Origin of the sequence: Nocardia salmonicida NBRC 13393 (assembly GCF_001613085.1) — a bacterium.
Lineage (GTDB): Bacteria > Actinomycetota > Actinomycetes > Mycobacteriales > Mycobacteriaceae > Nocardia > Nocardia salmonicida.
On sequence record NZ_BDBR01000031.1, the window covers coordinates 34899 to 60263 of the forward strand.

Annotated in this window: 22 protein-coding genes and 1 riboswitch; of the genes, 8 read left to right on the forward strand and 14 right to left on the reverse strand. The window is 69.3% G+C overall.

Annotation, left to right across the window (positions count from 1 at the left end; all coding sequences use genetic code 11):
- Positions 1-4 precede the first annotated feature (4 nt).
- From murC to NS1_RS26040, 13 genes are all read right to left on the reverse strand, one after another.
- Positions 5-1519, reverse strand: coding sequence for a UDP-N-acetylmuramate--L-alanine ligase (murC, locus tag NS1_RS25980; RefSeq protein WP_062988608.1), 1515 nt, complete (start codon positions 1517-1519; stop codon positions 5-7).
- Positions 1516-2631 carry an undecaprenyldiphospho-muramoylpentapeptide beta-N-acetylglucosaminyltransferase gene (murG, locus tag NS1_RS25985; protein WP_062988609.1) on the reverse strand — a complete coding sequence of 372 codons (1116 nt, stop codon included), beginning with the start codon at positions 2629-2631 and terminating at the stop codon, positions 1516-1518. The genes murC and murG overlap by 4 nt, the downstream gene beginning before the upstream one ends.
- A gap of 51 nt (positions 2632-2682) precedes the next feature.
- Entirely contained in the window at positions 2683-4056 is a 1374-nt protein-coding gene (ftsW, locus tag NS1_RS25990) for a putative lipid II flippase FtsW (RefSeq protein WP_062988611.1), read from the reverse strand.
- Between the two features lie 153 nt (positions 4057-4209).
- On the reverse strand, positions 4210-5646 hold the full coding sequence (gene murD, locus NS1_RS25995) for a UDP-N-acetylmuramoyl-L-alanine--D-glutamate ligase (RefSeq protein WP_062988613.1): 1437 nt from the start codon (positions 5644-5646) through the stop codon (positions 4210-4212).
- A gap of 50 nt (positions 5647-5696) precedes the next feature.
- Complete coding sequence (gene mraY, locus NS1_RS26000; protein ID WP_062988615.1) at positions 5697-6773, reverse strand: phospho-N-acetylmuramoyl-pentapeptide-transferase; 1077 nt, start codon at positions 6771-6773, stop codon at positions 5697-5699.
- The gene (locus tag NS1_RS26005) at positions 6770-8263 is read right to left on the reverse strand and encodes a UDP-N-acetylmuramoyl-tripeptide--D-alanyl-D-alanine ligase (protein WP_062988617.1); all 1494 of its coding nucleotides are present in this window, start codon (positions 8261-8263) and stop codon (positions 6770-6772) included. The genes mraY and NS1_RS26005 overlap by 4 nt, the downstream gene beginning before the upstream one ends.
- The gene (locus tag NS1_RS26010; protein ID WP_062988619.1) at positions 8260-9849 is read right to left on the reverse strand and encodes a UDP-N-acetylmuramoyl-L-alanyl-D-glutamate--2,6-diaminopimelate ligase; all 1590 of its coding nucleotides are present in this window, start codon (positions 9847-9849) and stop codon (positions 8260-8262) included. The genes NS1_RS26005 and NS1_RS26010 overlap by 4 nt, the downstream gene beginning before the upstream one ends.
- Before the next feature lie 205 nt (positions 9850-10054).
- On the reverse strand, positions 10055-11932 hold the full coding sequence (locus tag NS1_RS26015; protein WP_200950449.1) for a peptidoglycan D,D-transpeptidase FtsI family protein: 1878 nt from the start codon (positions 11930-11932) through the stop codon (positions 10055-10057).
- On the reverse strand, positions 11929-12948 hold the full coding sequence (gene ftsL / locus NS1_RS41855; RefSeq protein ID WP_063816263.1) for a cell division protein FtsL: 1020 nt from the start codon (positions 12946-12948) through the stop codon (positions 11929-11931). Before ftsL ends, NS1_RS26015 begins: the two co-directional genes overlap by 4 nt.
- On the reverse strand, positions 12945-13943 hold the full coding sequence (gene rsmH, locus NS1_RS26025; protein ID WP_131816764.1) for a 16S rRNA (cytosine(1402)-N(4))-methyltransferase RsmH: 999 nt from the start codon (positions 13941-13943) through the stop codon (positions 12945-12947). The genes ftsL and rsmH overlap by 4 nt, the downstream gene beginning before the upstream one ends.
- 196 nt (positions 13944-14139) lie before the next feature.
- Complete coding sequence (gene mraZ, locus NS1_RS26030) at positions 14140-14571, reverse strand: division/cell wall cluster transcriptional repressor MraZ (protein WP_062988735.1); 432 nt, start codon at positions 14569-14571, stop codon at positions 14140-14142.
- Positions 14572-14972: 401 nt separating this feature from the next.
- Complete coding sequence (locus tag NS1_RS26035) at positions 14973-15401, reverse strand: SCO2097 family morphological protein (protein ID WP_056816472.1); 429 nt, start codon at positions 15399-15401, stop codon at positions 14973-14975.
- A gap of 125 nt (positions 15402-15526) precedes the next feature.
- Positions 15527-15976 (reverse strand): SAV_6107 family HEPN domain-containing protein, encoded by a 450-nt coding sequence (locus NS1_RS26040; protein WP_062988621.1) that lies wholly within the window; start codon positions 15974-15976, stop codon positions 15527-15529.
- Positions 15977-16093: 117 nt separating this feature from the next.
- On the opposite strand from NS1_RS26040, the gene NS1_RS26045 reads away from it, so the two are divergent.
- From NS1_RS26045 to NS1_RS26065, 5 genes are all read left to right on the forward strand, one after another.
- The gene (locus NS1_RS26045; RefSeq protein ID WP_062988623.1) at positions 16094-16720 is read left to right on the forward strand and encodes a GNAT family N-acetyltransferase; all 627 of its coding nucleotides are present in this window, start codon (positions 16094-16096) and stop codon (positions 16718-16720) included.
- Positions 16717-18282, forward strand: a complete 1566-nt coding sequence (locus NS1_RS26050; protein ID WP_062988625.1) for a phytoene desaturase family protein — start codon at positions 16717-16719, stop codon at positions 18280-18282. Before NS1_RS26045 ends, NS1_RS26050 begins: the two co-directional genes overlap by 4 nt.
- A gap of 146 nt (positions 18283-18428) precedes the next feature.
- Entirely contained in the window at positions 18429-19199 is a 771-nt protein-coding gene (locus tag NS1_RS26055) for a carotenoid biosynthesis protein (protein WP_255284693.1), read from the forward strand.
- Between the two features lie 84 nt (positions 19200-19283).
- Positions 19284-20039: an LppM family (lipo)protein gene (locus NS1_RS26060; RefSeq protein ID WP_084504447.1), complete on the forward strand. Its 756-nt coding sequence runs from the start codon at positions 19284-19286 to the stop codon at positions 20037-20039.
- 1 nt (position 20040) lies between these two features.
- Positions 20041-21213, forward strand: coding sequence for a glycosyltransferase family 2 protein (locus tag NS1_RS26065; protein ID WP_062988627.1), 1173 nt, complete (start codon positions 20041-20043; stop codon positions 21211-21213).
- A gap of 36 nt (positions 21214-21249) precedes the next feature.
- On the opposite strand, the gene NS1_RS26070 is transcribed toward NS1_RS26065, so the two are convergent.
- Entirely contained in the window at positions 21250-21963 is a 714-nt protein-coding gene (locus NS1_RS26070) for a hypothetical protein (protein WP_062988741.1), read from the reverse strand.
- Positions 21964-22334: 371 nt separating this feature from the next.
- Positions 22335-22428, forward strand: a riboswitch (SAM riboswitch).
- A gap of 158 nt (positions 22429-22586) precedes the next feature.
- On the opposite strand from NS1_RS26070, the gene NS1_RS26075 reads away from it, so the two are divergent.
- The 3 genes from NS1_RS26075 to NS1_RS26085 are packed head-to-tail and all read left to right on the forward strand — an operon-like array spanning position 22587 to position 25347.
- On the forward strand, positions 22587-23594 hold the full coding sequence (locus NS1_RS26075; protein ID WP_084504425.1) for an amino acid ABC transporter permease: 1008 nt from the start codon (positions 22587-22589) through the stop codon (positions 23592-23594).
- Positions 23591-24352 carry an amino acid ABC transporter ATP-binding protein gene (locus NS1_RS26080; RefSeq protein ID WP_062988629.1) on the forward strand — a complete coding sequence of 254 codons (762 nt, stop codon included), beginning with the start codon at positions 23591-23593 and terminating at the stop codon, positions 24350-24352. Before NS1_RS26075 ends, NS1_RS26080 begins: the two co-directional genes overlap by 4 nt.
- 32 nt (positions 24353-24384) lie before the next feature.
- Positions 24385-25347: an ABC transporter substrate-binding protein gene (locus NS1_RS26085; protein WP_084504427.1), complete on the forward strand. Its 963-nt coding sequence runs from the start codon at positions 24385-24387 to the stop codon at positions 25345-25347.
- Positions 25348-25365: the final 18 nt, after the last annotated feature.

Consider the following 25365-nt stretch of genomic DNA (forward strand, 5'->3'; position numbering starts at 1 on the left):
AATCTCACCGGCCGCCCTGCTGCGGCCTGGCCCGCAGGCCGTCGAGGATCTGGCTGCCGAGCATCGTGACATCGCCCGCGCCCATGGTGATCACGACGTCGCCGTCGCCCGCGAGCCCGGCGACCTGCTTGCCGACCTTGGACATATCCGGCTGGTAGTGCACGGGTTCGGTCACCGACTGGGCGACCAGCGCGCCGTTGACGCCGGGCAGCGGGTCTTCACGGGCGCCGTAGACGTCGAGCACGACCACCTCGTCGGCCAAGCTCAACGCGGCGCCGAACTCCGTGGCGAAAGTGGCGGTGCGGCTGTAGAGATGCGGCTGGAACACCACGATCACCCGGCCGCGCTGCAGGCGGGCGCCGTCACGCGCTTCCTGGGCGACCAGTTGGGCGGCGGCCTCGAGCACCGCGCGGACCTCGGTCGGGTGGTGGGCGTAATCGTCGAAGACACGCACCCCGTTTTCCCGACCGGTGAACTGGAACCGGCGATGCACGCCGCCGAATCCCTCCAGGCCCTGCACGATCTCGTCGATATCGGCGCCGGTCGCGCGGGCGGCCAGCAGCGCCGCCAGCGCGTTGAGCGCCATGTGCCTGCCGGGCACCGACAGTCGCAACGACCGCGGCACCGTCTCGCCGTCGAGCTGGAACTCGACGATGCCGCCCACGTCCCGCGGTTGCCAGTCGATCAGCCGGGCGCCGACCGGCACGGGAGCGTCGGCCAGATCGCCGGAGCCGTAACCGAGAACCTCGATCCCGCGTTCGGCCATGCGCGGTGCGACCCGCTGGGCCAACGCGAGCGAGCCGGGATCGTCGAGGCACACCACCAGCAGACCGCCGGGGGCGAGCCGGTCGGCGAAGTCGTCGAAGACCTGGATGTAGGCCTCGTCGGTGCCGAAGTAGTCGAGGTGATCGGATTCGATATTGGTGACCACGGCGACGTCCGGGTCGTATTGCAGCAGTGAGCCGTCGGACTCGTCGGCCTCGGCGACGAAGATGTCACCGCTGCCGTGGTGGGCGTTGGTGCCCGCCTCGTTGAGCTCGCCGCCGACCGCGAACGACGGATCGGCGCCGCAGTGCTGCAACGTGACGATCAGCATCGAGGTGGTCGAGGTCTTGCCGTGGGTGCCGGAGACCAGCAGGGTCCGGTGCCCGCGCATCAGCGCGGCGAGCACGGTCGGACGCATCAGCACGGGGATGTCGCGCCGATTCGCCTCGACCAGTTCGGGGTTGGTCTTCGGGATGGCGGCATAGGTGGTGACGACGACCGTCGGGCCGCCGGGCAGCAGATCGAGCGCGTCGGCGGCGTGGCCGATGCGGACCTCGGCGCCGCGAGCCCGCAGCGACAACACACCGCGGCTCTCGCGGGCATCGGAACCGGAGACCTGCCCGCCGCGCGAGAGCAGGATGCGCGCGATACCGGACATGCCTGCACCGCCGATGCCGACCATGTGCACGCGTTGGAGTTCGGGGGGCAGGGCCGCGCCGGTGGACTCCCCGATCTCCTGTTCCGGCTTGCTCATCGGGCGACCTCGGTGACGATCCTGGCCACCGTGTCGGCGGCGTCGCGATGGCCTGCGCCTGCGGCGGCGCGGCTCATCTGCGCGAGTCGAGCGGGGTCGAGCAGCAGCGGAATCACCTCATCGATCACGTATTTCGGGGTCAGCTCGGCGTCGGCCACAATTGTGCCACCGCCCTGCGCGACCACTGGTCGGGCGTTGAATTCCTGTTCGCCGTTGCCGTGCGGCAGCGGCACGTAGAAGGCGGGAAGTCCGACCGCCGACACCTCGGCCACGGTCATCGCGCCGGATCGGCACACCACCGCGTCGGCGGCGGCGTAGGCCAAGTCCATCCGCGACAGGTAGGGCACCGCCACATACGGCGCCGGCGCGTCGGCGGTGCTCACCTCCACGCTGTTCTTGGGCCCGTGCGCGTGCAGCACCGAGACGCCGGCGGCCGCGAGTTGCGGTGCGGCGCCGGAGACGGCCTCGTTGAGGCTGCGCGCGCCCTGCGAGCCACCGAACACCAGCAGCACCGGCCCCTCGGCAGGCAGTCCGAAGTGCGCGCGAGCTTCCGCGCGCAAAGCGGCACGGTCGAGTTCGGTGATGGAGGCGCGCACCGGAATGCCGACGACCTGCGCGCCCGTCAGCCCGGAATCCGGAACGGCGGCGAGCACTTTCGCCGCGAGTTTCGCGCCGACCTTGTTGGCGATACCGGCCTTCGCATTGGCCTCGTGCACGATCACCGGCACCTTGCGCTTACGACCGAACAACCCGCCGCGCGCGGCAAGATACGCGGGTAGCGCGACGTAGCCGCCGAACCCGATGATCACGTCGGCCTGCACGTCGTCGATCACCGCCCTGGTCGCCTTCACCGAGGCGAGCACCCGGCCGGGCAGTCGCAGCAGATCGGCGGAGGGCTTGCGCGGCAGCGGCACCGGCGGAATCAGTTCCAGCGGGTACCCGCGTTCGGGCACCAGTTTCGTCTCGAGTCCACGCTCGGTACCCAAGGCGGTCACCCGGATCGAGTCGTCGAGTCTGCGCAGCGCGTCGGCGACAGCCAGCGCGGGTTCGATGTGGCCTGCGGTTCCCCCGCCTGCGACGATCACCGACAACCCGGATCGCGGGTTACTCACCTGGATCTACCTCGTTCTCTCTATCTCGAATCGATCTCGCGAAGGCGGGCGTCATGCGCCGCCACCTCCGCCGGTCCGCCGTTTCACCGGGCGGTGTGGCATCGGGTAGGTCGGTTCCCATGCTCGTGTCGACCGTAGCGAACTCGTGCCGCGGCTCTCCGGCGCGCGTCGCCTGCGGTCGGCGGGCGGCTGGCGACGAGGGGCCTGACGTGGGCGTTCGGTTCTTGGGCGCGGCGCGACTTTTCGCGGCGCGGGCGGGGTGTACACCTCGGGCACCGGCAGCCGTAGCAGCCTGCTGAGTCGGCCGTCCTGGCCCGCCTTCAACGCCGAGACCGCTTCCGGTTCGTGCCGGGCGGCGCTGGCGATGATGCCGAACATGAACAGCGTGATCGCCAGCGACGAACCACCGGCCGAGACCAACGGCAACTGCAGACCGGTCACCGGCAGCAGCCCCACGACATAGCCGATGTTGATCAGTGCCTGCGCGGTGATCCAGGTGGTGGCGGTGGCGGTGAGCAGGCGAAGGAACGGGTCGACCGAGCGCAGCGCGATGCGGATGCCCGCGTAGACGAACAGCGCCAGCAGCGCCAGCACCAGCATGCAGCCGAGGAAGCCGAGTTCCTCGCCGATGATGGCGAAGATGAAGTCGTTGTGCGAGTTGGGCAGGTAGCTCCACTTCGCGCGGCTCTGTCCGAGGCCGCGGCCCCAGATGCCACCGTCGGCGAGGGAGTACTTGGCCTGACGCGCTTGATAGTTGGCGCCCTGCGGATCGTCACCGGGGTTGAAGAACGCGCGCACCCGGTCGGAGCGGTAGCCGGCCGACAGCGCCAGCACCGACGCTGCCACCAGGCCGGTCACCATGATCCCGACGAACAGCCGCACCGGCAGCCCGCCGAACCACAGCAGCGCCATCAGCACGATGCCGAGCGCGATGGTGGTCGACAGGTTCGGTTCGAGCACCACCAGCAGGCACACCAGCAGACCGGCGGGCACCAGCGGCACCAGGATGTCCTTGAGCGCCGCACCGCGTCGCGAGGCGAGCAGGTGCGCGCCCCACACCACCAGGGTCACCTTGACCACTTCGGACGGCTGGATCGACAGCGGGCCGATGTCGAACCAGCGCCGCGCGCCACCGTGCATCGAGCCGATGCCGGGGATGAGCACCAGCACGAGCGCGAGCACCGAGATGCTGAAGATCGGAAACGACCACTGCCGCAACAGCCGCAGCGGCAGCCGCAACGCCACGTAGAAGGCGATCGCGCCCAGCCCGGCGAACATGGCCTGCTGGATGAACAGCGCGTAGGCCGAACCGCCACCGGCGTAGGCCTCGACGCTCGACGCCGACAGCACCATCACCAGACCGAGCACAGTGAGCAGGGTCGCGATGGTGACGATCAGATGGAACGACGCGAGCGGCCGGGCCAACCAGGCGCCGAAGCGCTCCCCCGCCCAATTCGGTTGCCCCGAACCGCGTCGGGTGGCACCCGCGCTATTCCCGACCCGGCTGCTGTCGACGCTGCCCCGGCTCTTACCCACGCTGCCCCCTTTCGGGCGACGGGTCGGCCGGGCGCGCCTTCGTCACAGCGCCCGCCCGATGTCACCATCTTCCAGTGCCGTCACCGCATCCACGAAACAGCGTCCGCGATGGGTGTAGTCGTCGTACATATCCAGGGAAGCGGCCGCGGGCGCGAGCAGGACGGTGTCTCCGGCGCCGGCCAGGCCCGCCGCGGCGCGCACCGCGCGGCCCATGACCGCCTCGGCTCGCTGGGATCTCGACGACTCCATGTCTGCATCGTCTCCCGCATCCAGCTCGATGACCGGGACTTCGGGTGCGTGTCGCGCCATCGCGGCGGCGATCACCGGCGCGTCGGCCCCGAACAACACCGCGCCGACCAGTCGATCACCGACCTCCTCGATCAGGTCGTCGACACTGGCGCCCTTGAGCAGACCACCAGCCACCCACACCACCTGCGGGTGCGCCATGATCGCGGCGCGTGCGGCATGCGGGTTGGTGGCCTTGGAATCGTCGATGAACTCGACACCACCCAGTTCGCGGACGAACGCGGTGCGGTGCGGGCCCACCTTGTGCTCGGCGAGACCTTCCTTGACGAACTGCGGCGCCACATCGATGGCCCTGGTGAGCGCGGACGCGGCCAGCGCGTCGGCGATGCCCGCGGGTCCCGGCGGGCTGATGTCGCTGGTCTCGGCGAGGATCGCGGCCTTGGTGAAGGCGCGATCGAGGAGCTTGCCGTCGACCACGCCCAGCTCACCGTCGGCGGGGACACCGATGCGGAAACCGACCGTGCGGCGGGCCTTGGCTTTACGGGCCAGTGCGCCCGCGACCGGATCGTCGAGGCCGACGACGCCGACCCGACCGGTCAGCGCGCGCGCTTTCGCGGCGGCGTAGGCATCGAGACCGCCGTGCCAATCCAGGTGATCCTCTGCGACATTGAGCACGACGCCTGCCTCGGGTCGCACCGACGGCGCCCAGTGCAGCTGGAACGAGGACAGCTCGACGGCCAGGACCTGCGGCCCGGGGTTGCGGCGCAGTGCGTCCAGGATCGGCAGGCCGATATTGCCGCAGGCCACGCTGGAGATGCCCGCGGCGCGCAGGATCGAGTGCGTCATCTGGGTGGTGGTGGTCTTGCCGTTGGTGCCGGTGATCACCAGCCACTTGCGGACCGGGCCGTAGATGCGGGCCTGATCGACCCACCAGGCGAATTCGACGTCCCCCCAGACGGGCACGCCGTCGGTGACCGCGGAGACCAGCACCGGCGAATCCGGTCGCCAGCCGGGGCTGGTGATCACCAGCGCGAACCGGCTCAGGTCGGCGCCTTCGAGTTCGACGCTGGTGGCGATCTCGAGTCCGAGTTCGGCGGCTTCGGCCAGTGCCTTGGCGCCGTTGTCGGTGACCACCGGGTGCGCGCCGATATCGCGCAGCGGTTCGATCAGCGAGCGCCCGGAGACGCCCCAACCGGCGACGAGAACGTCACGACCACGCAGGAATTCGAGCATCGGGCCCGGGGAACGCAGGGCGCGGGGCGAGTGTTCGACCATGTCTCTACTCACCCGACCTGTGACAGATATTCGCTGTAGAACAGGCCGAGGCCCACTGCGGCGGAGATGCCCGCCAAAATCCAGAACCGGATGATCACCGTGGTTTCGGCCCACTTACTCAACTCGAAGTGATGGTGGAACGGCGCCATCTTGAACAACCGATTGCGCGTGGTGCGGAACACCGCCACCTGCAGCATCACCGATGCCGCCTCGGCGACGAACAGCGCGCCGATCACGGCCATCAGCAGCTCGGTGCGGGTGGTGATCGACAGACCGGCGATCAGACCACCCAGCGCCAGCGAACCGGTGTCGCCCATGAAGATGCGCGCGGGCGCGGCGTTCCACCAGAGGAAGCCGATGCACGCGGCGGCCGCGGCGGCACAGACCAGGGCAAGATCGAGCGGGTCGCGCACGTCGTAGCAGCCGGGGCCCGGGTTGGTGGAGCAGGAATTGCGGTACTGCCAGAAGGTGATGATCACGTACGCGCCGAGCAGCAGGCTCATCGAACCGGCCGCGAGACCGTCGAGACCGTCGGTGAGGTTCACCGCGTTGGACCAGGCCACGACCAGGAACAGCACCCAGACGACGAAGATGAGCGCGCCCATCGACACCGTGCTCCAGTCGCGCACATACGACAGATGCTTGCTGGCGGGGGCGAGCCCGTCGGCGCTGCGGAACTGCAGGGCCAGTACCGCGAAGATGACCGCGGCGGCGGTCTGCCCGATGTACTTGCCCGCGGCCGAGAGTCCGAGGTTGCGCTGCTTGCGCAGCTTGATGAAGTCGTCGAGGAATCCGACGATGCCGAGCGCGGTGGTGAGCCCGAGCACGAGCAGACCCGACGCCGTCGGACCCTCCGCGTCGTAGCCGATACCGATCAGGTGCGAGCCGAGATAGCCCGCCCACATACCGATCAGGATCGCGACGCCACCCATGGTGGGGGTACCGCGCTTGGCCTGGTGACTGGCCGGACCGTCGACCCGGATCTCCTGGCCGAAGCCCTGCCTGGCGAACACCCGAACCAGCAACGGCGTCAACAGGATCGACACCGCCAGTGCGATCCCCGCCGCGAACAGAATCTGCCTCATCGAGCTGTATTACCTTCCGCTGCCCCGGTCAGGTGCTCGGCGACGGCCCACAGGCCCACCGCCTTCGACGCCTTGACCAGTACCACATCGCCTGCGGCGATCTCGTCGTCGAGCAGCGCGATCGCCGCGTCGATATCGGGAACGAGGATCGATTCCTCGCCCCATGAGCCTTCCATCACCGCTCCCTGGTGCATGCCGTGGGAGGGTCGTCCGGTGCCGATCACGATCAATCGGTCGACATCGAGGCGCACGGCCAGGCGTCCGATCGCGTCGTGTTCGATCACCGAGGTGTCACCGAGCTCGCCCATCTCGCCGAGCACGGCCCAGCTGCGCCGGGGTTCCGAGCTCGACTTCGCGAGGGTGACCAGCGCTTTGAGCGCCGCGCGCACCGAGTCGGGGTTGGCGTTGTAGGAGTCGTTGATGACGGTGACGCCCGCGGGAGTGGTCGTCACATCCATCCGGCGGACCGAGGCCGCGGTGGCGCCGGACAGCGCCTCGGCCACAGTCGCCAGATCGGCGCCGCATTCGAGGGCGACCGCCGCGGCGGCCAGGGCGTTGCCGACCTGGTGTTCGCCGTGCACCGCGAGCTGGATCGGGATCGATTCGCCCGCCGCGTGCAGAGTGAAACGGGCGCGGGCCTGGTCGTCGGTGATCACGTCGGTGGCGCGGATGTCGGCGTCGCCGGACAGGCCGACCTTCACCACGCGTGCCTTGGTCCGCGATGCCATGGCCGCGACGTTGGGGTCGTCGGCGTTGAGCACGGCCAGCCCTTCGGCGGGCAGTGCTTCGACCAGCTCGCCCTTGGCCTGTGCGATCGCCGCACGGCTACCGAATTCCCCGAGGTGGGCGGTGCCGACATTGAGCACCACGCCGATCCGGGGCGGTGCGATGCGGGCCAGTTCCGCGATGTGTCCGCGACCGCGCGCGGACAGTTCCAGCGCGAGGAACTTCGTGTCGGTGCCCGCGCGCAGGGCGGTCCACGGGTGGCCGAGTTCGTTGTTGAACGAGCCGGGCGGCGCGACCACCGCGCCCAGCGGTGCCAGCACCGCCGCGAGCAGGTCTTTGGTCGAGGTCTTGCCGGAGGACCCGGTGACGCCGACGACGGTGAGCCCGGTCCGTTCGGCCAGCCGCTCGGTGCTCACGCGGGCCAGTTCGGCCAGCGCCGCCAGCACGGCGGCACCGGAACCGTCACCGTCGGCGCTCAGCGCGACCGAGCTCGCGGGCACCGAGCCGAGATCAGGGGCCACGACGATCGCGGGTACGCCGACCGGGCGGGCGGCGAGTACCGCGACCGCCCCGGCGGCGACAGCGGTGGTGGCGTAGTCGTGTCCGTCGGAGTTGGCTCCGGGTAGGGCGAGGAACAGATCGCCGGAACCGATTCGGCGCGAATCGAATTCGACCGAACCGGTCACCAGTGCCTGGGGGTCGGGTACGTCGTGCAGCTCGCCGCCGACGACGTCCGCGATCTCCCGCAGTGTCATCTCGATCATGAAACCGTCAAGTCCTCCGAGTCCGTGTGCGGACTGTCTCGTCTCCGTAAGGCATCCAGCGCCGCCGCGACAACCTCGCGGTCGTCGAAGGGATGCTTGACGCCCTTGATCTCCTGCCCCGCCTCGTGGCCCTTGCCCGCGACGAGTACCACGTCGCCCGAACGCGCCCAGTCGAGTGCCGCGGCGATGGCCGCCGCGCGGTCACCGATCTCGCGGATCTCGCCGCGGTCGGTGGCCGGGAGTTCGTGCGCACCGGCCACCACGGCGGACCTGATGTCCGCCGGGTCCTCGGTGCGTGGGTTGTCGTCGGTGACGATCAGCAGGTCGGCACGGGCCGCCGCGGCGCCCATGAGCGGGCGTTTGGCCACGTCACGGTCACCACCGGCGCCGAGCACGACGGCCAGCCTGCCGACTCCGGCTTCGGTGAGGTGGCCACGCAGGGTCGTGACGACCGATTCGATGGCGGCGGGCTTGTGCGCGTAGTCGACGACGGCGAGGAAATCCTGGCCGTGCTCGACGCGCTGCATCCGGCCCGGCACATCGACAACGGCGAGCGCCGGGGCCGCCACGGCGGGATCGACGCCGGCCGCGGCACAGGTGGCGACGGCCAGCAGCGCGTTGGCGACGTTGTAGCGGCCGGGCAGGCGCAGGCGCACCGTCAGTTCGCCGTCGGGTCCGGCGGCGGTGAATTCCTGTTCGCCGCCGGTGGTCTTGATGTCGCCGCTGACCTGCCAGGTGGCCGCGCCGGTCGTCGACACGGTGACCGGCTCGACCAGGTCACCGGCCAGGCGGGTGCCCCATTCGTCGTCGACGCAGATCACCGTCGTGCGCGCGGCGACCGGCGAATCCGCGTCGAACAGCCGACGTTTCGCCGCGAAGTAGTCCTCGAAGTCGGAGTGGAAGTCCAGATGATCCTGGGAGAGATTGGTGAACGCGCCGACCGCGAATCGCACACCGTCGACCCGGCCCAGCGCGAGCGCGTGGCTCGACACCTCCATCACGACCGCGTCGACGCCCTGCTCGACCATCGCGGCGAACATCGCGTGCAACTGCGGCGCCTCGGGCGTGGTGAGCGCGCTCGGCACCCGCTGCCCGCCGATGCGGGTCTCGATGGTGCCGATCAGCCCGGTGGACAGTCCGGCCGCGGCCAGACCGGCCTCCACCAGATACGAGGTGGTGGTCTTGCCGGAGGTGCCCGTGATGCCGATGATGCGCAGCCGATCGCTGGGATGGCCGTAGATCTCGGCGGAGAGTTCACCGAGTACCGCGCGGGGCTGCTCGCGCACCAGCACGGGTACCGCGACGTCACCGATCAGCTCGGCGCCCGCGGCATCGGTGAACACCGCCACCGCGCCGTTGGCGATCGCGTCGGCGGCGAATCGGGCGCCGTGCGCGTTCGCGCCGGGTAACGCGGCGAACAGGTCACCGGCGCGCACCGCGTTGGATCGTTGCTCGATGCCGGTGACGCGCACCTCGGCGGACGCCGGAGTCGCCGTCGTGGCGCCGGTGAGGTCCGCCACGGCCTGCAGCGACGTCGACAATGGAGTGGTTGGCCGGAGCGCGTGCGGGCTGGACTGCGCGGGCACAAGGCTCCTCTCTGAGAGTGATCGAGCGCGTAGGCGAGACGAGCAGTCAGGTTACCGACGCGCGGTGTCGGTCGGACAACGCGGGTTGAGTTAATTGTTGTTCTCGGCCCGCCCGCCTCTGGACTGAGTGGAGGGTGCGACGAAGGAGTACCCGGAGGGAGGGAAGGGGCGGGCAACCAGGGGCCGAGAACTGCGGCACCAGCCGTTATGTCACCGCCTCCAGCACCAGTCGCTTGGGCTCCGGAGACGGCGGCACGCGGTCGCGCTGCAACGCCCAGGAGGCGATGCTGTGGAACAGCGGGGCGGCGGACCCGCCGCCGGTGCCGTCGGAGCTGCGCACGGGCGCGTCGAGCATCATGCCGATCACGTAGCGGGGATTGTCGGCGGGCGCCATCCCGGCGAACGTGCTGTAGAACGCCGAGGTCGAATAGCACCGGCACGCGGGGTCGACCTTCTGTGCCGTGCCGGTCTTGCCCGCCACCTGATATCCCTCGATCGAGGCCGGTACGCCGGTCCCCATCTGGACGCCCATCGGGTCCTTCTGCACGGTCGCCTGGAACAGCTCGCGCAGGGTGTGCGCGGTCTGCGGGCTCACCACGCGCACGCCGTCGGGCTGCAGTTCCTCGGTGCGGGTGCCGTCCGGGGCGACCTTGGCCTTGACGATGCGCGGCGGAATCCGCAGGCCGTCGTTGGCGATAGCCTGGTACATGGCGGTCATCTGCAGGGTCGTCATCGAAAGACCCTGACCGATGGGCAGATTCGCGAAGGAGCCGCCGGACCACTGGTCGCGGGCGGGCACCTGGCCGCCGCTCTCGCCGGGCAGACCGACGCCGGTGCGCTGTCCGAGCCCGAACCGGCTGACCATATCGGCGAACCGGTCCTCGCCCACACGCTGGGCGAGCATGAGAGTGCCGACGTTGGAGGACTTTCCGAAGATGCCGGTCGTCGTATAGGGCGCGACGTCGTGTTGCCACGCGTCGTTCACGGTGACGCCCGACATGCGGATCGAGCCCGGCACCTGCAGCACCTCGTCAGGAGTGGTCACGCCGTATTCGATGGCGGCCGCAGCGGTGACGATCTTGTTGACCGAGCCGGGTTCGAAGGGTTCGGCGACCGAGGGGTTGCCCATCTTGCCCGAGGCCCAATGATTCGGGCCGAGTGCGGGATTGAAGGTGCCGTCGTTGGCCATCGCGAGCACCTGGCCGGTCTTGGCGTCGAGCACCACCGCCGAGGCCGAGGACGCGCCGGACACCTGTTTGGCCTGTTGCACCTGCTGCTGCACGTAGTACTGCAGGTCCGCGTCGAGGGTCAGCTCAACGCCGTAACCGTTCACGGCGGGCTGCAGGTCACGGTAGCTACCGGGGATCACCGCGCCGTCGGAGCCCTGGTCGTAGGTGCGCGAACCGTCGGTACCCGACAGCACCGAGTCCAGTGCCGATTCCAGGCCCATCTGACCGTGCCGGTCGCCGCCGATCGCGCCGACGACATTCGACGCCAGCGAGCCACCGGGATACTCGCGCAAGTCCTGCCGCTCGGCGCCGACCTCCGGGAATTTGGCGGTGATCTCGGAGGCCACTCGCGGATCGACATTCTTGGCCAGGTAGTGGAACTTCTTGTCGCTGCGCAGTTTGTCGAGCAGTTCCTGCTCGGTGGGTGCGCCGAGCTTCTCGTGGATGAACTTCGCGATGTCTTCGAGCCGCTGCTCCGGATCCGGTGCGCTCGGCTTGAGCTTCTTGGCTTCGGCCAGTTGCTCGCGCACCGTCACCGGTTGGAAGGTCAGGGCTTTCACGGTGAGCGTGAAGGCGAGCTGATTGCCGTGCCGGTCGGTGATGGGACCGCGCACGGCCGCCTCGGTGGCCTTGATGGTGCGCTGTGAGGCCGCCTGCGCCGACAGGGCGGGGGCGGCGAAGCTCTGGATGTAGAGCAACTGCAACGCGACCACCGCGAGGGTGGCCAGCAGGGTGACCCGGCCGACACCGAGGCGAAGGCGGATCGGCCGGTCCGGCGAGAGCGAGCCCGAGCGACGGGCCCTCGACGAGACCGGCCCGCGTCGCTGCTGCGACGCGGGCCCGCTCTGCTTCATCGAGGACCATCCTGCGGTTCGACGACCTGCGGTTGTTCGCTCGGCGGTCCGGCCGCGGGGGCTCGTTGTCCGGGGGCCGACGCGGCGATGCCCGGCGCCGGTAACGGCGCATCGACCGGAGCCGACGGGTCGGCCACGACACCCGGTGCGAGCGGTGGCGTGTCGGCCGCGACCAGCGGTTCACCCTGACCTGCGACGTCGATCCGATCGGGCACGGTCGTCGGGGCGAGCGGAGCCGGGGCGCCGCCGTCCGCCGGCGCGGGAACCTCGCCGTTCGCCGGAGCGGGGACGGCCACGTCGACCGGAGCCGGCGCGATCGGAGCCGGGGCGGCCGCCGGCTGCGGCGCGTTCACGACGGGGGGTGTCGGCGCGGCCGGTGACGCGAGCACATTCGCCGGAACGCTGCTGGGCACAGCGCCGCGGGGCGCGCTCGCGGTAGCCGCACCGGGCTGCACCGGCACCACACGCTCACCCTGCGCCTGGGCGTGGCCCGGCGCCGGATTCGGCGTGGTGGTCGGCGGACCGTTCAGCGGCGGCACCGGCGCGCCCTGTGCGGGCGTCGGGTTACCGATCACGGTGACCTCGCCGTCGGGGCCGAGTACCAGCCGGGCCGGATCCTTCGCGGGGATCATGCCGAGTTCACGTGCGCGGGCGGCCAATTCGGGAGCGGAGTCGGCGGCGGCGACCTCGCGCTGCAGCGCGGCCCGCTCGTCGTCGAGCTTGCGGTTGACCGCCCTGGCGTCACCGAGCTGGTAGCTGTCCTCGGCGGCGCGGGTGGTGAGCAACAGGGTCAGGGCGAGGCCGCAGCCGAGCAGTCCGATGATCGCGGTGACGAACGGGATCCGCCCCGCCATCGTCGAGGACCGTTCGGGCAGTTCGATGCCGTCGAGCAGCTGTTCCCTGGTGCGCTTGCGGGCATAGGCCCGCTGTGCCGCACCGGACTTCACTCGTTCGGCCGCCTCCACGCGCCGGGCAGTCTTGCTCGGCACCGCGACTGTGCTCGTCCGCACGCTCATCGTGTCCCCTCCTGTGTCCTCCCTGACCTCTCCGCGATTCGTTCGGCCGCGCGCATCCGCACCGGCGCGGATCGCGGATTGACCTCGATCTCGGACTCGGTCGCTTTTTCCGCTCCACGGGTCAGCATCCGGAATTCCGGGCCCATGCCGGGCAGTTCGACCGGCAGGTCCATCGGCGACCGGGAGATGATCCGTGGCGCGAGTTCGTGTTTGACCAGCCGGTCTTCGAGCGACTGGTACGACATGACGCAGATCCGTCCGCCCACACGCAGTGAATCCAGTGCCGCGGGCAATGCCGCCCGCAGCGAGTCGAGCTCACCGTTGACCTCCACCCGCAGCGCTTGGAACGAGCGCTTGGCCGGATGTCCGCCGGTGCGGCGCGCCGCGGCCGGAATGGTCGCGTAGAGCACCTCGACGAGTTCGGCGCTGGTGGTGAACGGCTTGACCGTCCGCCTGCGCAGCACCTCCGACGCGATCTTGCCCGCGAACCGTTCGTCGCCATAGGTTTTCAGCACCCGGGCCAGATCTCCGTGGCTGTAGGTGTTGAGCACGTCGGCCGCGGTGATTCCGGTGGTCGGGTCCATCCGCATGTCCAGCGGCGCGTCGACGGAGTAGGCGAAGCCGCGCTCGGCCTCGTCGAGCTGCATCGACGACACCCCCAGGTCCATGAGAATGGCTGAGACGGAACCCGTTTCGTCCAGCCCCGCTTCGGCCAGCGCCGCCGGGATGCCGTCGTAGCGGGTGTGCACCAGCGTGATCCGGTCGGCGTAGGGCGCCAGACGCTCGCCCGCCATGCGTAACGCGGTGGTGTCACGATCGAGACCGACCAGACGCGCCTGCGGGTAGGTGCGCAGGAAATGCTCGGCGTGCCCGCCCAATCCGAGGGTCGCGTCGATGTAGACCGCGCCCGGCTCGCTCAGCGCGGGGCCGAGCAGATCGTCGGCGCGCTCGAGCAGAACTGGCACATGACGGGGGTTCTCGGCGTCATGGTTCACCTCGACCTCCCGGGATACTGCCTCGCGTCGCAGACAGGTCGCCTTGCCACACAGTGCTTTTCGAATGAGTGCTTGTCGAACGAGTGGGTGATGCGAATGCTTCGAGGTCTCTGACCGGGGCAAGGCACCTGGCGTCGGGGAAGTACGTCAGGGTCCACGCCCGGGCAGAGGCCTCGCAGCACTCGCGTGCTCCGGGTCAGAAGATTCCGCCCAGCGACTCGTCTCCGGCTTGCGCGTAGTCCTCCTCGTGTTCTTCGAGGTAGGCCTCCCACGCCTGCTTATCCCATATCTCGAGGAAGTCGACCGAACCGATCACCACGCAATCCCGCGAGAGGTTCGCGTAGCGCCGATGATCCGGCGACAGCGTGATCCGGCCCTGTGCGTCCGGACGTTGCTCATCGGTGCCTGCCGCCAGCGCTCGAACGAAAGCCCTTGCCTGCGGGTTACTTCGGGACGCCGACGCGGCTCGCCGCGCGAGCGCGGTGAACTCGTCTTTGGGATACACGGCCAGGCTGTGGTCTTGGCCTTTCGTGACCATCAACCCTCCCGCCAGATCGTCTCGAAATTTCGCAGGCAACGTCAGCCGCCCTTTGTCGTCCAATCGGGGGGTGTAGGTACCGAGGAACATCTCGGCCACCTCCCTACTGGATTCACCTCGCCGTACGGCCTCTCCTGTAGTGCGCGACCCACATTACCCCACTTTCCCCCACTTTCAATCGAAACCCTGAGTGATCCTGCTCCCCGCCAACACAATTCCGCAGGTCATCCCAGCTATCACTGAGATTCGCGGTTATCCGGTGTTCGGGCAACCCGCGCGGGTCGGCAACCCGCGGTTCCGACAACGTTCAGCAAACATCGCAGGTGCGACCTGGGCCGGGCGCCCGGGTGGGGCAACTGTGGGGAGTGGTGGGGAAGGTGGGGGGACCGCCCTGACCGCGCGCCATCAGCGCGGGGACCCACAGACGCACGAAGGCGGCGCCCCACCCGGTGCTGGGTGGGGCGCCGCCTTCGTGGTCGGCTAGGTCTGAGCTATTCCTGCTCGAACCGTCGTCGGAATCGGTCTTCCATTCGCTCGGAGAAGCCGCCGGACTTACGTTGGCGACCGCCTCGGGCGGCGGGTCCCGTCGCCGGGCCACTGCCCGCCGCGGGAGACTCGGTCGCGTCCGGTCGGGCGGCGCGACGCGAGGTGCCGATCATCAGCAGGACACCAGCGCCGAACATGGCGATGAATCCGACGAGACTGATGATCGGGAAACCGCCCGGTTTGAACGGGGCGGCGATGCCGGCGACGAGCAGAAAAAGGCCGACGGCGAACAATGCCGCAGCTTGGAGTCTGCGTCGACTCGACGTGGAGCGAAGTCGTCCGCCGCGAACTGACGAGGCGAACTTCGGATCCTCAGCATAGAGAGCGCTCTCGATCTGTTCGAGCATGCGCTGCTCGTGCTCGGAGAGTGGCACGGTACCTCCCCCGGCACTAGGCGTGGCTGGTCGCCTCCGGGTAGGCGACGGGTAGCCGACCTTGGCGGCTATCTGCTCCCCATGATACGAGTTCGATCGGCGGCGTACCACCTACTCGGTCATAACTAAGCGGTCATGTCGCGGCCACGACTCGGCTGCGGGAGGGTCTTAGCCGTGGCTACCAGCGCATCGTCGACGTCGTAGAGGAATGCGCCCACCCGTGAGCAGAACTCGTCAGCTTGTGTGTCGGTGATCGCGCGGTCCAATCCGGCCTCCAACGCGGCCCGCAATTGCGAGTGCGCCTCGAAGTAGTCGGCCCACATCACGAATTCCGGGCTGGCGCGTCTCAGTAACACCCAGGCGCTGCGTGAGCGTGCTCGTGGCGCCCGGTCGGCGCCGGTGAGCGCGATCATCGAGCCCGCGCCACGCAGCGCGGCCAGGTACGCGGTGCGGAACCGCTCCCCCGGTTCGTGCTCCCATGCGGAATCGGTGAGCAGGGCATCGGCCTGGCGTAGTAGTCCGCCGGCCCGCCCATCGTGGCCCGCGTGTGCTCGACCATCGTTGTGACCAGCCATCTGCTGCCCCTTTCGCCCCTCGCACTGATCGAACTAACATTCGAACGTTTGAATTGAGATTGAATATAGGGACACCCACCGACAACTTTCCCCGTCCGCGCGCCATCGACGAGAGCCATGACAGCCGTCAAGCCGAATCACACCCCCGCACCCGTCGTCGTCGACCTCAGCGTCGCCGCCCTGCGCGCACGCCTGCACGACGCCCTGTCGGTCTATGTCGCCGCCATGGATTACCCCCGCGGCACCGAACACCATCGCGCCCCGATGTGGACCGAACACACCACACGGGCGGGCTGGCGGGCGGTCGCCGCGGTGCTGCCCGACGATTCGGGCGGCGTCGACCTGCGCACCGCGCCCATCCTGGCCATCGCCTACGGCTACAGCGGCGCACCGCGGCAGTGGTGGCATCAGCAGGTGCAGACCGGGATGCGGCGCTGCGGGTGGCCCGATGCCGCCGCCCGCGACCTGCTCGCCGACTATTTCGAACTCACCGAACTGCACGTCCACCCGGCCGCGCAGGGGCGTGGGATCGGGGCGCGGCTGCTCGAGCGATTGCTGGCCGACCGCGCCGAGGCGGCCGTGCTGCTGTCGACGCCGGAAGTCCCGGAGGAGGCGAACCGCGCTTGGAAGCTGTACCGACGAGCCGGATTCACCGATGTGATCCGCAATTTCGTGTTCGCGGGCGATACGCGTCCGTTCGCCATCCTCGGGCGCAGGCTGCCGATGCCTCCCGCGCACCCGTGACGACAGTAGTGGTCGGTTCGGGCCACAACGCACTGGTCGCGGCCTGTTATCTGGCGAGAGCCGGGCAGCGGGTAGAGGTGCTCGAGCGCGACGAGGTGCCCGGTGGCGCGGTGTCGACCGTCGAGCGGTTCCCGGGGCATCTCGTCGATCGCGGATCTTCGGCGCACATCATGATCCGGCACACCGGGATCATCGAGGAGCTCGAGCTCGAGCGGTTCGGGTTGCGCTATCTCGACTGTGATCCATGGGGGTTCACACCGTCCGATGGTGTGCGCGCGCCGATCGTGTTCCACCGTGATCTCGACGAGACGTGCGCGTCGATCGCGGCGGCCTGCGGTGTCAAGGACGCTGACGCGTATCGGCGTTTCGTCGGCGTGTGGGGCGAGCGCAGCGCACGGGTGATGCGCTCGTTCGGTGGGCCGCCGACGCCGGGCAGGCTTCTTCGCTCGTTCTGGGGGCTGGACGCGCGGGCCGGTGGATCCGCGCTGTCGCGGGAGTTCCTGCAGACCGGTGACGCGCTGCTGGACTTCTGGTTCGACGACGAACGGCTCAAGGCCTCGCTCGCGTGGTTCGGCGCGCAGTCGGGTCCGCCGATGTCGGAACCGGGTACGGCGTCGATGGCCGGGTTCGCCGCGCTCATGCATACCTTGCCGCCCGGTCGCGCGGTGGGTGGCAGTGGGGCGCTCAGTGCGGCGTTGATCGCGCGCCTTCGTGCCGACGGCGGCGAGCTGCACACCGGTGACGCCGTCACCTCGCTGCGCCGATCCGGCAGCGGTTGGCAGGTGGCGACCGAGTCGGGCCGGACTCTGCGGGCCGACACGGTGATCGCGGGTTCCCACATCCTGTCGACGCTCGACCTGTTGCGCGCGGGTGATTTCGACGCCGCTGCCCTCGACGATTGGCAGCGCCGCATCCGGGTGGGCCCCGGCATCGGCATGGTGGTGCGGCTGGCCACCGATCGGCTACCCGAATACCCCGGGGCTTCCCCCGCCGAATCCGCCCGTGGTCTGCAGTTTCTCGTCTCGGATCGTCGACAGCTCCGACTGGCCCACGGTGCCGCGCTGGCCGGTTCACTGCCGCCACGTCCGGTGGTGCTCGCGATGAGTTTCAGCGCGCTCGACCCGTCCATCGCGCCCGCGGGCGAACATCAGCTATCGCTGTGGGCGCAATGGCATCCCTATGAGCTCGCCGACGGCGGCGACTGGGCAGCACACGCCGAGCACGAGGCCGATCGGATCGTCGCCGAGGTCGAACGGTACGCCCCGGGTTTCGCCTCGTCGGTGCGCCGACGATTCACGCAGACGCCGGTCGATCTCGAGCGGGAGATGGGTCTGCGCGGCGGCAATGTCATGCACGTGGAGATGTCGCTCGATCAGATGATGATGTGGCGCCCGCTGCCGGAGTTGTCGGGCCAGCGCGTCCCCGGCGCTCCCGGCCTGTACCTGACCGGCGCGTCCACCCACCCCGGCGGCGGAGTGTCCGGAGCAAGCGGGCGCAGCGCGGCCCGATTGGTTCTTGGCGATCGCCGTAAGCGCCGCTTCACCCTGCCGCACAAGCGATGAAAGCGTCGTCGTCGTACCGCCTGAGTCCGTTCGGGTGCGCTCCGCCGCGAACTCGCTGGGTTCGGGTCGATCCCCGCCGTGCGATTCCCGCTGTCATCGCGCTGGCTTTGGTGCTCGTGCAGATCACCTATCCCTTGAGTGCGGGTGTGGCACGCGATCGGATCACCGTTGTCGTGGTGGCTCTGTCGGCCGCGACGGCCTTGTCGCACGCGGCGACGACGCGCGGATTGCGGTGGGCCTGCGGATTCTTCGTCATCGTGTCCGGGCTCGGGCTCATCGCCGAGATCGTCGGCACCGCGACCGGGTTCCCCTTCGGCAGCTACGCCTACGCCGTCGATCGGCTCGGGCCGGCGTTCGCCGATGTTCCGCTGGCGGTGCCGTTGGCGTGGACCGGCGGGCTGTACCCGATCTGGATCGTCGCGAGCATGCTGGTGTCCGACGGGCCCCAGGTCGGGTCGAACGTCCGGCGGGTGGGGCTGTTCGCCCTCGGTGCGGTCGGCTGGGATCTGTTCCTCGATCCGCAGATGGTCGCCGACGGCCAGTGGACGTGGGCGGTCACCGACGCCGGTCTCCCCGGTCTGCCCGAGATCCCGTACACGAACTACCTGGGCTGGGCGCTCGTCGCCGGGATCATGGCGGTGCTGCTCACCGTGCTCGACCAGCGCCTCGCGCCCCCGCACGACCCCTCGGTGGCGGTCCCGGTCGCGGTGTTCGGGTGGACCTGGCTCGGCTCGGCCCTCGCGCACGCGGTATTCCTCGGTCTCCCCGCGTCGGCGATCTGGGGTTTCGCCGGTCTCGGTGTGCTCGGATTCCCCTTGTTTCGGCGTGTGCGGCCCCTGGCAACGCGCGTTCCGATCGGCCGACCCCGCCGAGACACACCCCGATTCCGGGCGAAAACGCCTGATCGGCACGGGTGAGCGGTGCGCGGTGGGCCCGTCGTGTGGGCTCTGGGGCCTGAGCCTGGCACGATGTCAACCGTGCAGCCGAGTCCCGTCGCCGAGATGCCCGCTCCTTCGCCGCGTCGTTCCGTGCCCGCGCGGCGCGTCGCGGCCGTTGCCGTCCTGCTGGCATTGCTCGTGCCCGCGCTGGCCGGGTGCCTGCGAGTGCAGGTGTCGATGGGGGTGTCGTCGAACGACCGCGTGTCGGGGCGGATCGTCGCCGCGGTGGTGCCGACCGGGCCCGAGGACAAGGGACCCCAGCTGAAGGCGCCGGAGTCGTTGGCGGCGAAGGTACGGGTGGAGAACTACAACCAGGACGGGTATATCGGCACCCAGGTGTTCTTCGACGATCTGTCCTTCGGCGAGGTCGGCCAGCTGGGCGGGCTCTCGGATCAGACGCAGGGCATGTTCACCCTCGACTTCCAGCGCAGTGGCGATCTGGTGAGTCTCACCGGGCGGGTCGATCTGGAATCGGTCCCCCCGCATGGCTCGGATGTGCAGTTCTCCGTAGCGTTCCCCGCCCGCGTCGCCAAGACCAACGGCACCCGCGAGACCACCGACAGCGAGAACACCGTGTCGTGGAAGCTGCCCGCGGGCGAGGTGTCGACCATGCGCGCCGAGGTGAAGTACGCCGACCCCAACACCCGTTCGTTCGCGGGCTGGGCGGGCATCGTCGGCGGCATCACCCTCGCGGTGGCCGCGCTGATCGCGGGCCTGGCGTTCCGTGATCGCAACCCCGGCCCGCCGAACGCGCCGCGCGGCGGCTTCTCCCCCTCCGAGATGTGGCGCGAGATCTCCAGTCGCAGACTGGGCCGTTGACGTGGGCGCGGCGGCCCGCTACCTGACCTGGGCGGGCACGGGTCTGGCCGTGCTCGGCGCGACCACCGCCGCCTACAACCTGGTCACCCTGCGCACCCTGCCACGCGGAGTCGCTGGCGTGATCGAACCGGTCACGGTGTGCGTCCCCGCCCGGGACGAAGCCGCCCGTCTGCCCGCGCTGATCGCCGACCTTCGCGCCCAAACCGGCGTCCCCCGCATGAATGTGCTGATCCTCGACGACGCGTCCACCGACGACACCTACGAAGCCGCACTGGCCGCGATCGCCGCAGACGAGCGCTTCACCGTCCTGCGCTCTGCCGCCCACCCCGCCCCCGGCTGGACCGGCAAAGCCGCCGCCTGCGCGCGCCTCGCCGCCCGCACCGACGCGGCCGCCCTGGTCTTCGTCGACGCAGACGTCCGCCTCGCGCCCCACGCCGTCGCCGCGGCGGTGACCGAATTACGCAGGCGCTGTGCGGGTTTGGTGTCGGCCTGGCCGATCCAGGAAGCCGGTTCGACCACCGAGCGCTTGGTCCAGCCGTTGCTCGCGTGGTCGTGGGCGTCGACCCTGCCGGTCGGCCCGGCCAATCACAGTCTGCGACCGTCCACCGCCGTCGCGTGCGGGCAGTTCCTCGCCGTCGACGCCGAGGCCTACCGCGCGGGCGGCGGTCACGCGGCCGTCGCCGCCAGCGCCACCGAGGATCTCGACCTCGCCCGTGCCGTGCGTCGCGCGGGCCACCGCACCGCGCTGGTGACCGCGGGCCCGGCCGCCAGGACCCGAATGTATACCGGCCGAACCGAGCTCACCGACGGCTACACCCGCTGGCTGTGGTCGGCCTACGGCGGCCGTCTCGACACCGGTGCGGCCATCGCCATCCTTGCCGCCCTTGCCTATTGGATCCCCCCACTGGCAGCGATCTTCGGCCGCGGACGCACCCGTCGAGCAGGTCTGCTCGGCTACCTGGCCGCCGTCACGAGCCGACTCACCGCCCGCACCATCGAAACCTGCCGAGCGCCTACAGGTTCCGACATAGCCTCGGCTGTTGCCCACCCACTCTCGGTGGCCCACTACCTCAGCCTGTGGACCCGCTCCCACCATCGTCACCGCACCGGCCGGCTGCGCTGGAAACAACGCCCCCTGGTCACACCCGACAACCCGATCGCCAAGCACGCCTGAGCCGCTTCGAACCCCACCGCCGGCCAGCGAGCGCACTCACTTCACTTCGGTGATCCCGATGGTCGGAAAGAAGAAGCAGGATCGGCCCGCATTGTCGGTGGTGCCGAAGACAGCGGCCAGCACAGTGCCCCGACCGGTATCGACGGGCACAGCACGAACACCGCCGACCGGGATCGCGGCGAAGAGGAAGTCACGAATGGCGGTCTCGGCGAGCGGACGCAACTCGACGGGAACCTCGGGCGGCACCATCGCGCGCACGATGTCGGCGATCGGACCCATCGAGGCCATCCCGCCCCGCCCGGTGCTGATATTGAGCCAGGCCACCTGCATACCGGAGGTCTTCGTGGCGGCGGTGTCGGGAGCGAGCCCGTAGGGCAGGAAGGTGAACAGCGTCTGGCCGGATTTCACGGCCGAGAGATCGAGTCCGGGTATCGGGAGGGTGCTCGTCGGCCACGGGCCGGGGACCGCGCCCGCGACGGCCGGGACGAGGCCCGCTCCGTCACCGGTGCAGTTCGCGGCGACCGTGGGGTAGAGAAACGGCTGGATACCCATGGCTTTCAGCGTCTCGACGACGGTTTGGTAGGCGCCGAGCAGATCACCCGGCCCCGCCGCGGGCGTGGCATTCGGTGCGTCCCTGGTGACAACAGGCGTCACCGGCGCGGCCGGTTCGCCGACGGCCGACGGCACGCCCAGCAGCAGCGCGGCGGCGCAGGCCACCAGCGAGGTCAGTGTGGTGGAACGACGCGGCATGATCACGACGTACTCCTCATCGACGCAGAGGAGCCCGACGCTACCGCGTGCGAGGTGTGAATCAGGCCAGGTGAAGTAACCGGCCGTTCGGCGCGTCGCAATCTCGCAGCGACCGCAGCTCGGCGTCCGCCCGCAACTCGCCACCCGATCCGGCGACCACTGCGCAGCGCTCCCACGCCACCCGCCTGGACGACCGATCGTCTCGCCCCCCCGATCACGGCCGTCCGCGGGTCACTGACCACGCCGAACCGGGGCAATTATGACTGCGTCTACGGCCGCCTCCAAGCTCTGCGCTCACGATGATTTCTACCGTTGTGCGCAGTCGCGCATATGCCACATGCTGATTCAGCTCGGGCCACGAACCCGGGGCGCAACCATCCAGAGCGACCGAGAGACCTGGCTCGATGACGTCGCAGCAACCCGCCCGTTTCAGGGTGTGGGTGCTTCTGCCGGGATCGATGGAGGAGATTTTCGTGCTGAACGTGGGCTACCGCCGCCGACATATCGACCAGTGCCGGGTGACAGCGACGGCGTGTCGGGTCTGAGCGCCGCCAGATCGCGAACCCGTCGCTGGCCGGGTGGAGGTCACCGTGCCTCGTTCCACTGTTTTCCGAAGGACTCCCATGACCGCGTCTGCCGTATCCGGCGCCGAGACCGCGCCCTTACCGCCCGGCGACGCTCCCCCCACTGAGCCGGAATCCGCCGACAAGGCGCCCGAGGACCTCCCCCGGATCGCCGGATCGTGGCACCCGTGGCGTTGGATCGTCGGGACGGTCGCGCTGGTAGTCGTCGCCCAGTTCGCGCACGGTCTGATCACCAATCCCGGCTGGGACTGGGGCACTTTCGCCCAGTACTTCACCGCGAAGTCGGTGATGGCCGCGCTCCGGGTGACCATCGAGCTGACCCTGTGGGGCACCGTTCTCGGTTTCGTGCTCGGCACGCTGCTGGCGATCGGGCGGGTGTCGAACAATCCCGTACTGCGGGTGATCGCGTGGACCTACATCTGGGCGTTCCGTTCGATCCCGCTGATCGTGCAGCTGCTGTTCTGGTTCAACATCGCCTACCTGTATCCCCGCCTGTCCGTGGGCATTCCGTTCGGTCCGGCCGTCTTCGATTTCGAAGTCAACGGCGTCATCAGTGGTTTCACCGCGGCGGTGATCGGTCTGGCCCTGCATCAGGCGGCGTACTCGGCCGAGTTGATCCGCGCGGGTCTGCTCGCCGTGGACGACGGTCAGCTCGAAGCTGCCGCCGCGCTGGGCATTCCGCGCCGGCGGCAGTTCCGCACGATCGTGTTGCCGCAGGCGATGCGCTCGATTCTGCCGAACGCGGCCAACGAGGTGATCAGCCTGTTCAAGGGCACCTCGATCGTGTCGGTGATGGCGATCGCGGAGCTGTTCTACCAGGTGCAGGTGATCTTCGGGCGCAACGGCCGAGTGGTGCCGCTGCTCATGGTGGCGACCGTCTGGTACATCGTGCTCACCACGGCTCTGTCGATCGTCCAGTACTACATCGAACGCCACTACGCCAAGGGCGCGCACCGCGAGGCGCCGCCGACACCGTGGCAGCGGGTCCGCGCCAAGGTCACCGAGATCGCCGCCGGTGCGGCCGCACCCCGAGGAGCAACCCGATGACCGCAGCGGTGCTGGCGCGCGGAATCCGCAAGTCCTACAACGGCACCGAGGTACTGCGTGGCGTGGATCTGGCGGTGGACACCGGCGAGGTGGTCGCCGTGATCGGACCGTCCGGCTCGGGCAAGTCCACCCTGTTGCGGGTGCTCAACCATCTGGAAGCGCAGGACGCGGGCACGGTTCACGTCGACGGTGAGCTGATCGGTTACCGGCAACGTGGCAACATCCTGCGTTCGCTGCCCGACCACGCGGTGCGCGCCCAGCGCAGCCACATCGGCTTCGTGTTCCAGCAGTTCAACCTGTTCCCGCATCTCACCGTGCTCGACAATGTGGTGCTCGCCCCGATCTCGGCACAGCGCCGCCCGCGCGGTGAGGTGGTCGCCGAGGCGAAACAGCTCCTGGATCGGGTGGGCCTGGCCGATTTCGTCGACGCTTACCCCCGGCGGCTCTCCGGCGGACAGCAGCAGCGCGTGGCCATCGCGCGGGCGCTCGCCTTGAAACCACGACTGATCCTGTTCGACGAGCCCACCTCCGCACTCGACCCGGAACTGGTGGGCGAAGTCCTCGCGGTGATCCGCGATCTCGCGCACAGCGGCACCGCCCTGGTGATCGTCACCCACGAAATCGGATTCGCCCGTGAGGTCGCCGACACCGTGGTGTTCCTCGACGAGGGACAGATCGTCGAACAGGGCCCGGCGGCCACCGTTCTCGACCAACCGACACATCCACGCACGCAGGCATTCCTGTCGCGCGTGCGCTGATCATCCCCTCCCACGAACAGGTTTCGACACTGATGAAGCTCTCCACACTGATCGGCATCGTCGCGGCAGCCACCCTGCTGACGACCGGCTGCACCGCCGATCCCGAAACCGCGAACACGGTCGAGGCAGGCAATGTCACCTTCGATCTGTCCCCGGGTCAGGAAGGTCGCCTGCACGTGGCCAGGGCCGACGCGATCGCGGCCAAGGTGCCGAGGGCGATTCGCGACCGGGGCACCCTGGTGGTGACCGGCGCCTCCGGTGCCGCGCCGCCGCTGCGGTTCTACGCCACCGACGACAAGACCGTGGTCGGATCCGAGGTCGACTTCGCCGCCCTGGTCGCCGACATCCTCGGTCTGAAACTGGTCACGCAGGTGGCGGATTGGTCGCAGAACTTCGTGCGCGTCGATTCCGGCGAGGTGGACGCGTTCATCTCCAACGTGACCGTCACCGAGGAGCGCAAGGAGAAGTACGACTTCGCGACCTACCGCAAGGACAATGTCGCGCTCGAGGTGCCCAAGGACAGCTCGCTGGTCTACACCGACCGCAAGAGCCTGGCGGGCAAGCGGATCGGCGTCGGCGCGGGCACCAATCAGGAACAACTGCTGGTGAAGTGGAACGAGCAGAACGTCGCCGACGGCCTTGCTCCGATCGACATCGCCTACTACCAGCAGAACACCGACTACTACCTGGCGTTGTCCTCCAAGCGGATCGACGGCTACATCGGCCCGAACCCCTCCGGGGTCTACCACTCGACGACCACCGGCGAGACCGAGCTCATCGCCACCTTCTCCGGCGCGGGCGAGGCGCTGCAGGGCGAGATCGCGGTGCTCATCAAGAAGGACAACGGCCTCATCGCCGCGGTGCACGAGGCACTGGTCCATGCCATCGCCGACGGCAGTTACCAGAAGGTCCTCGATCGCTGGGGTCTGGATTCGGAGAAGGTCACCGAGTCGCGGATCAATCCGCCCGGACTGCCGAAGAAGCCCGCCGCATGAGGTCATCGGAGAAGCGGG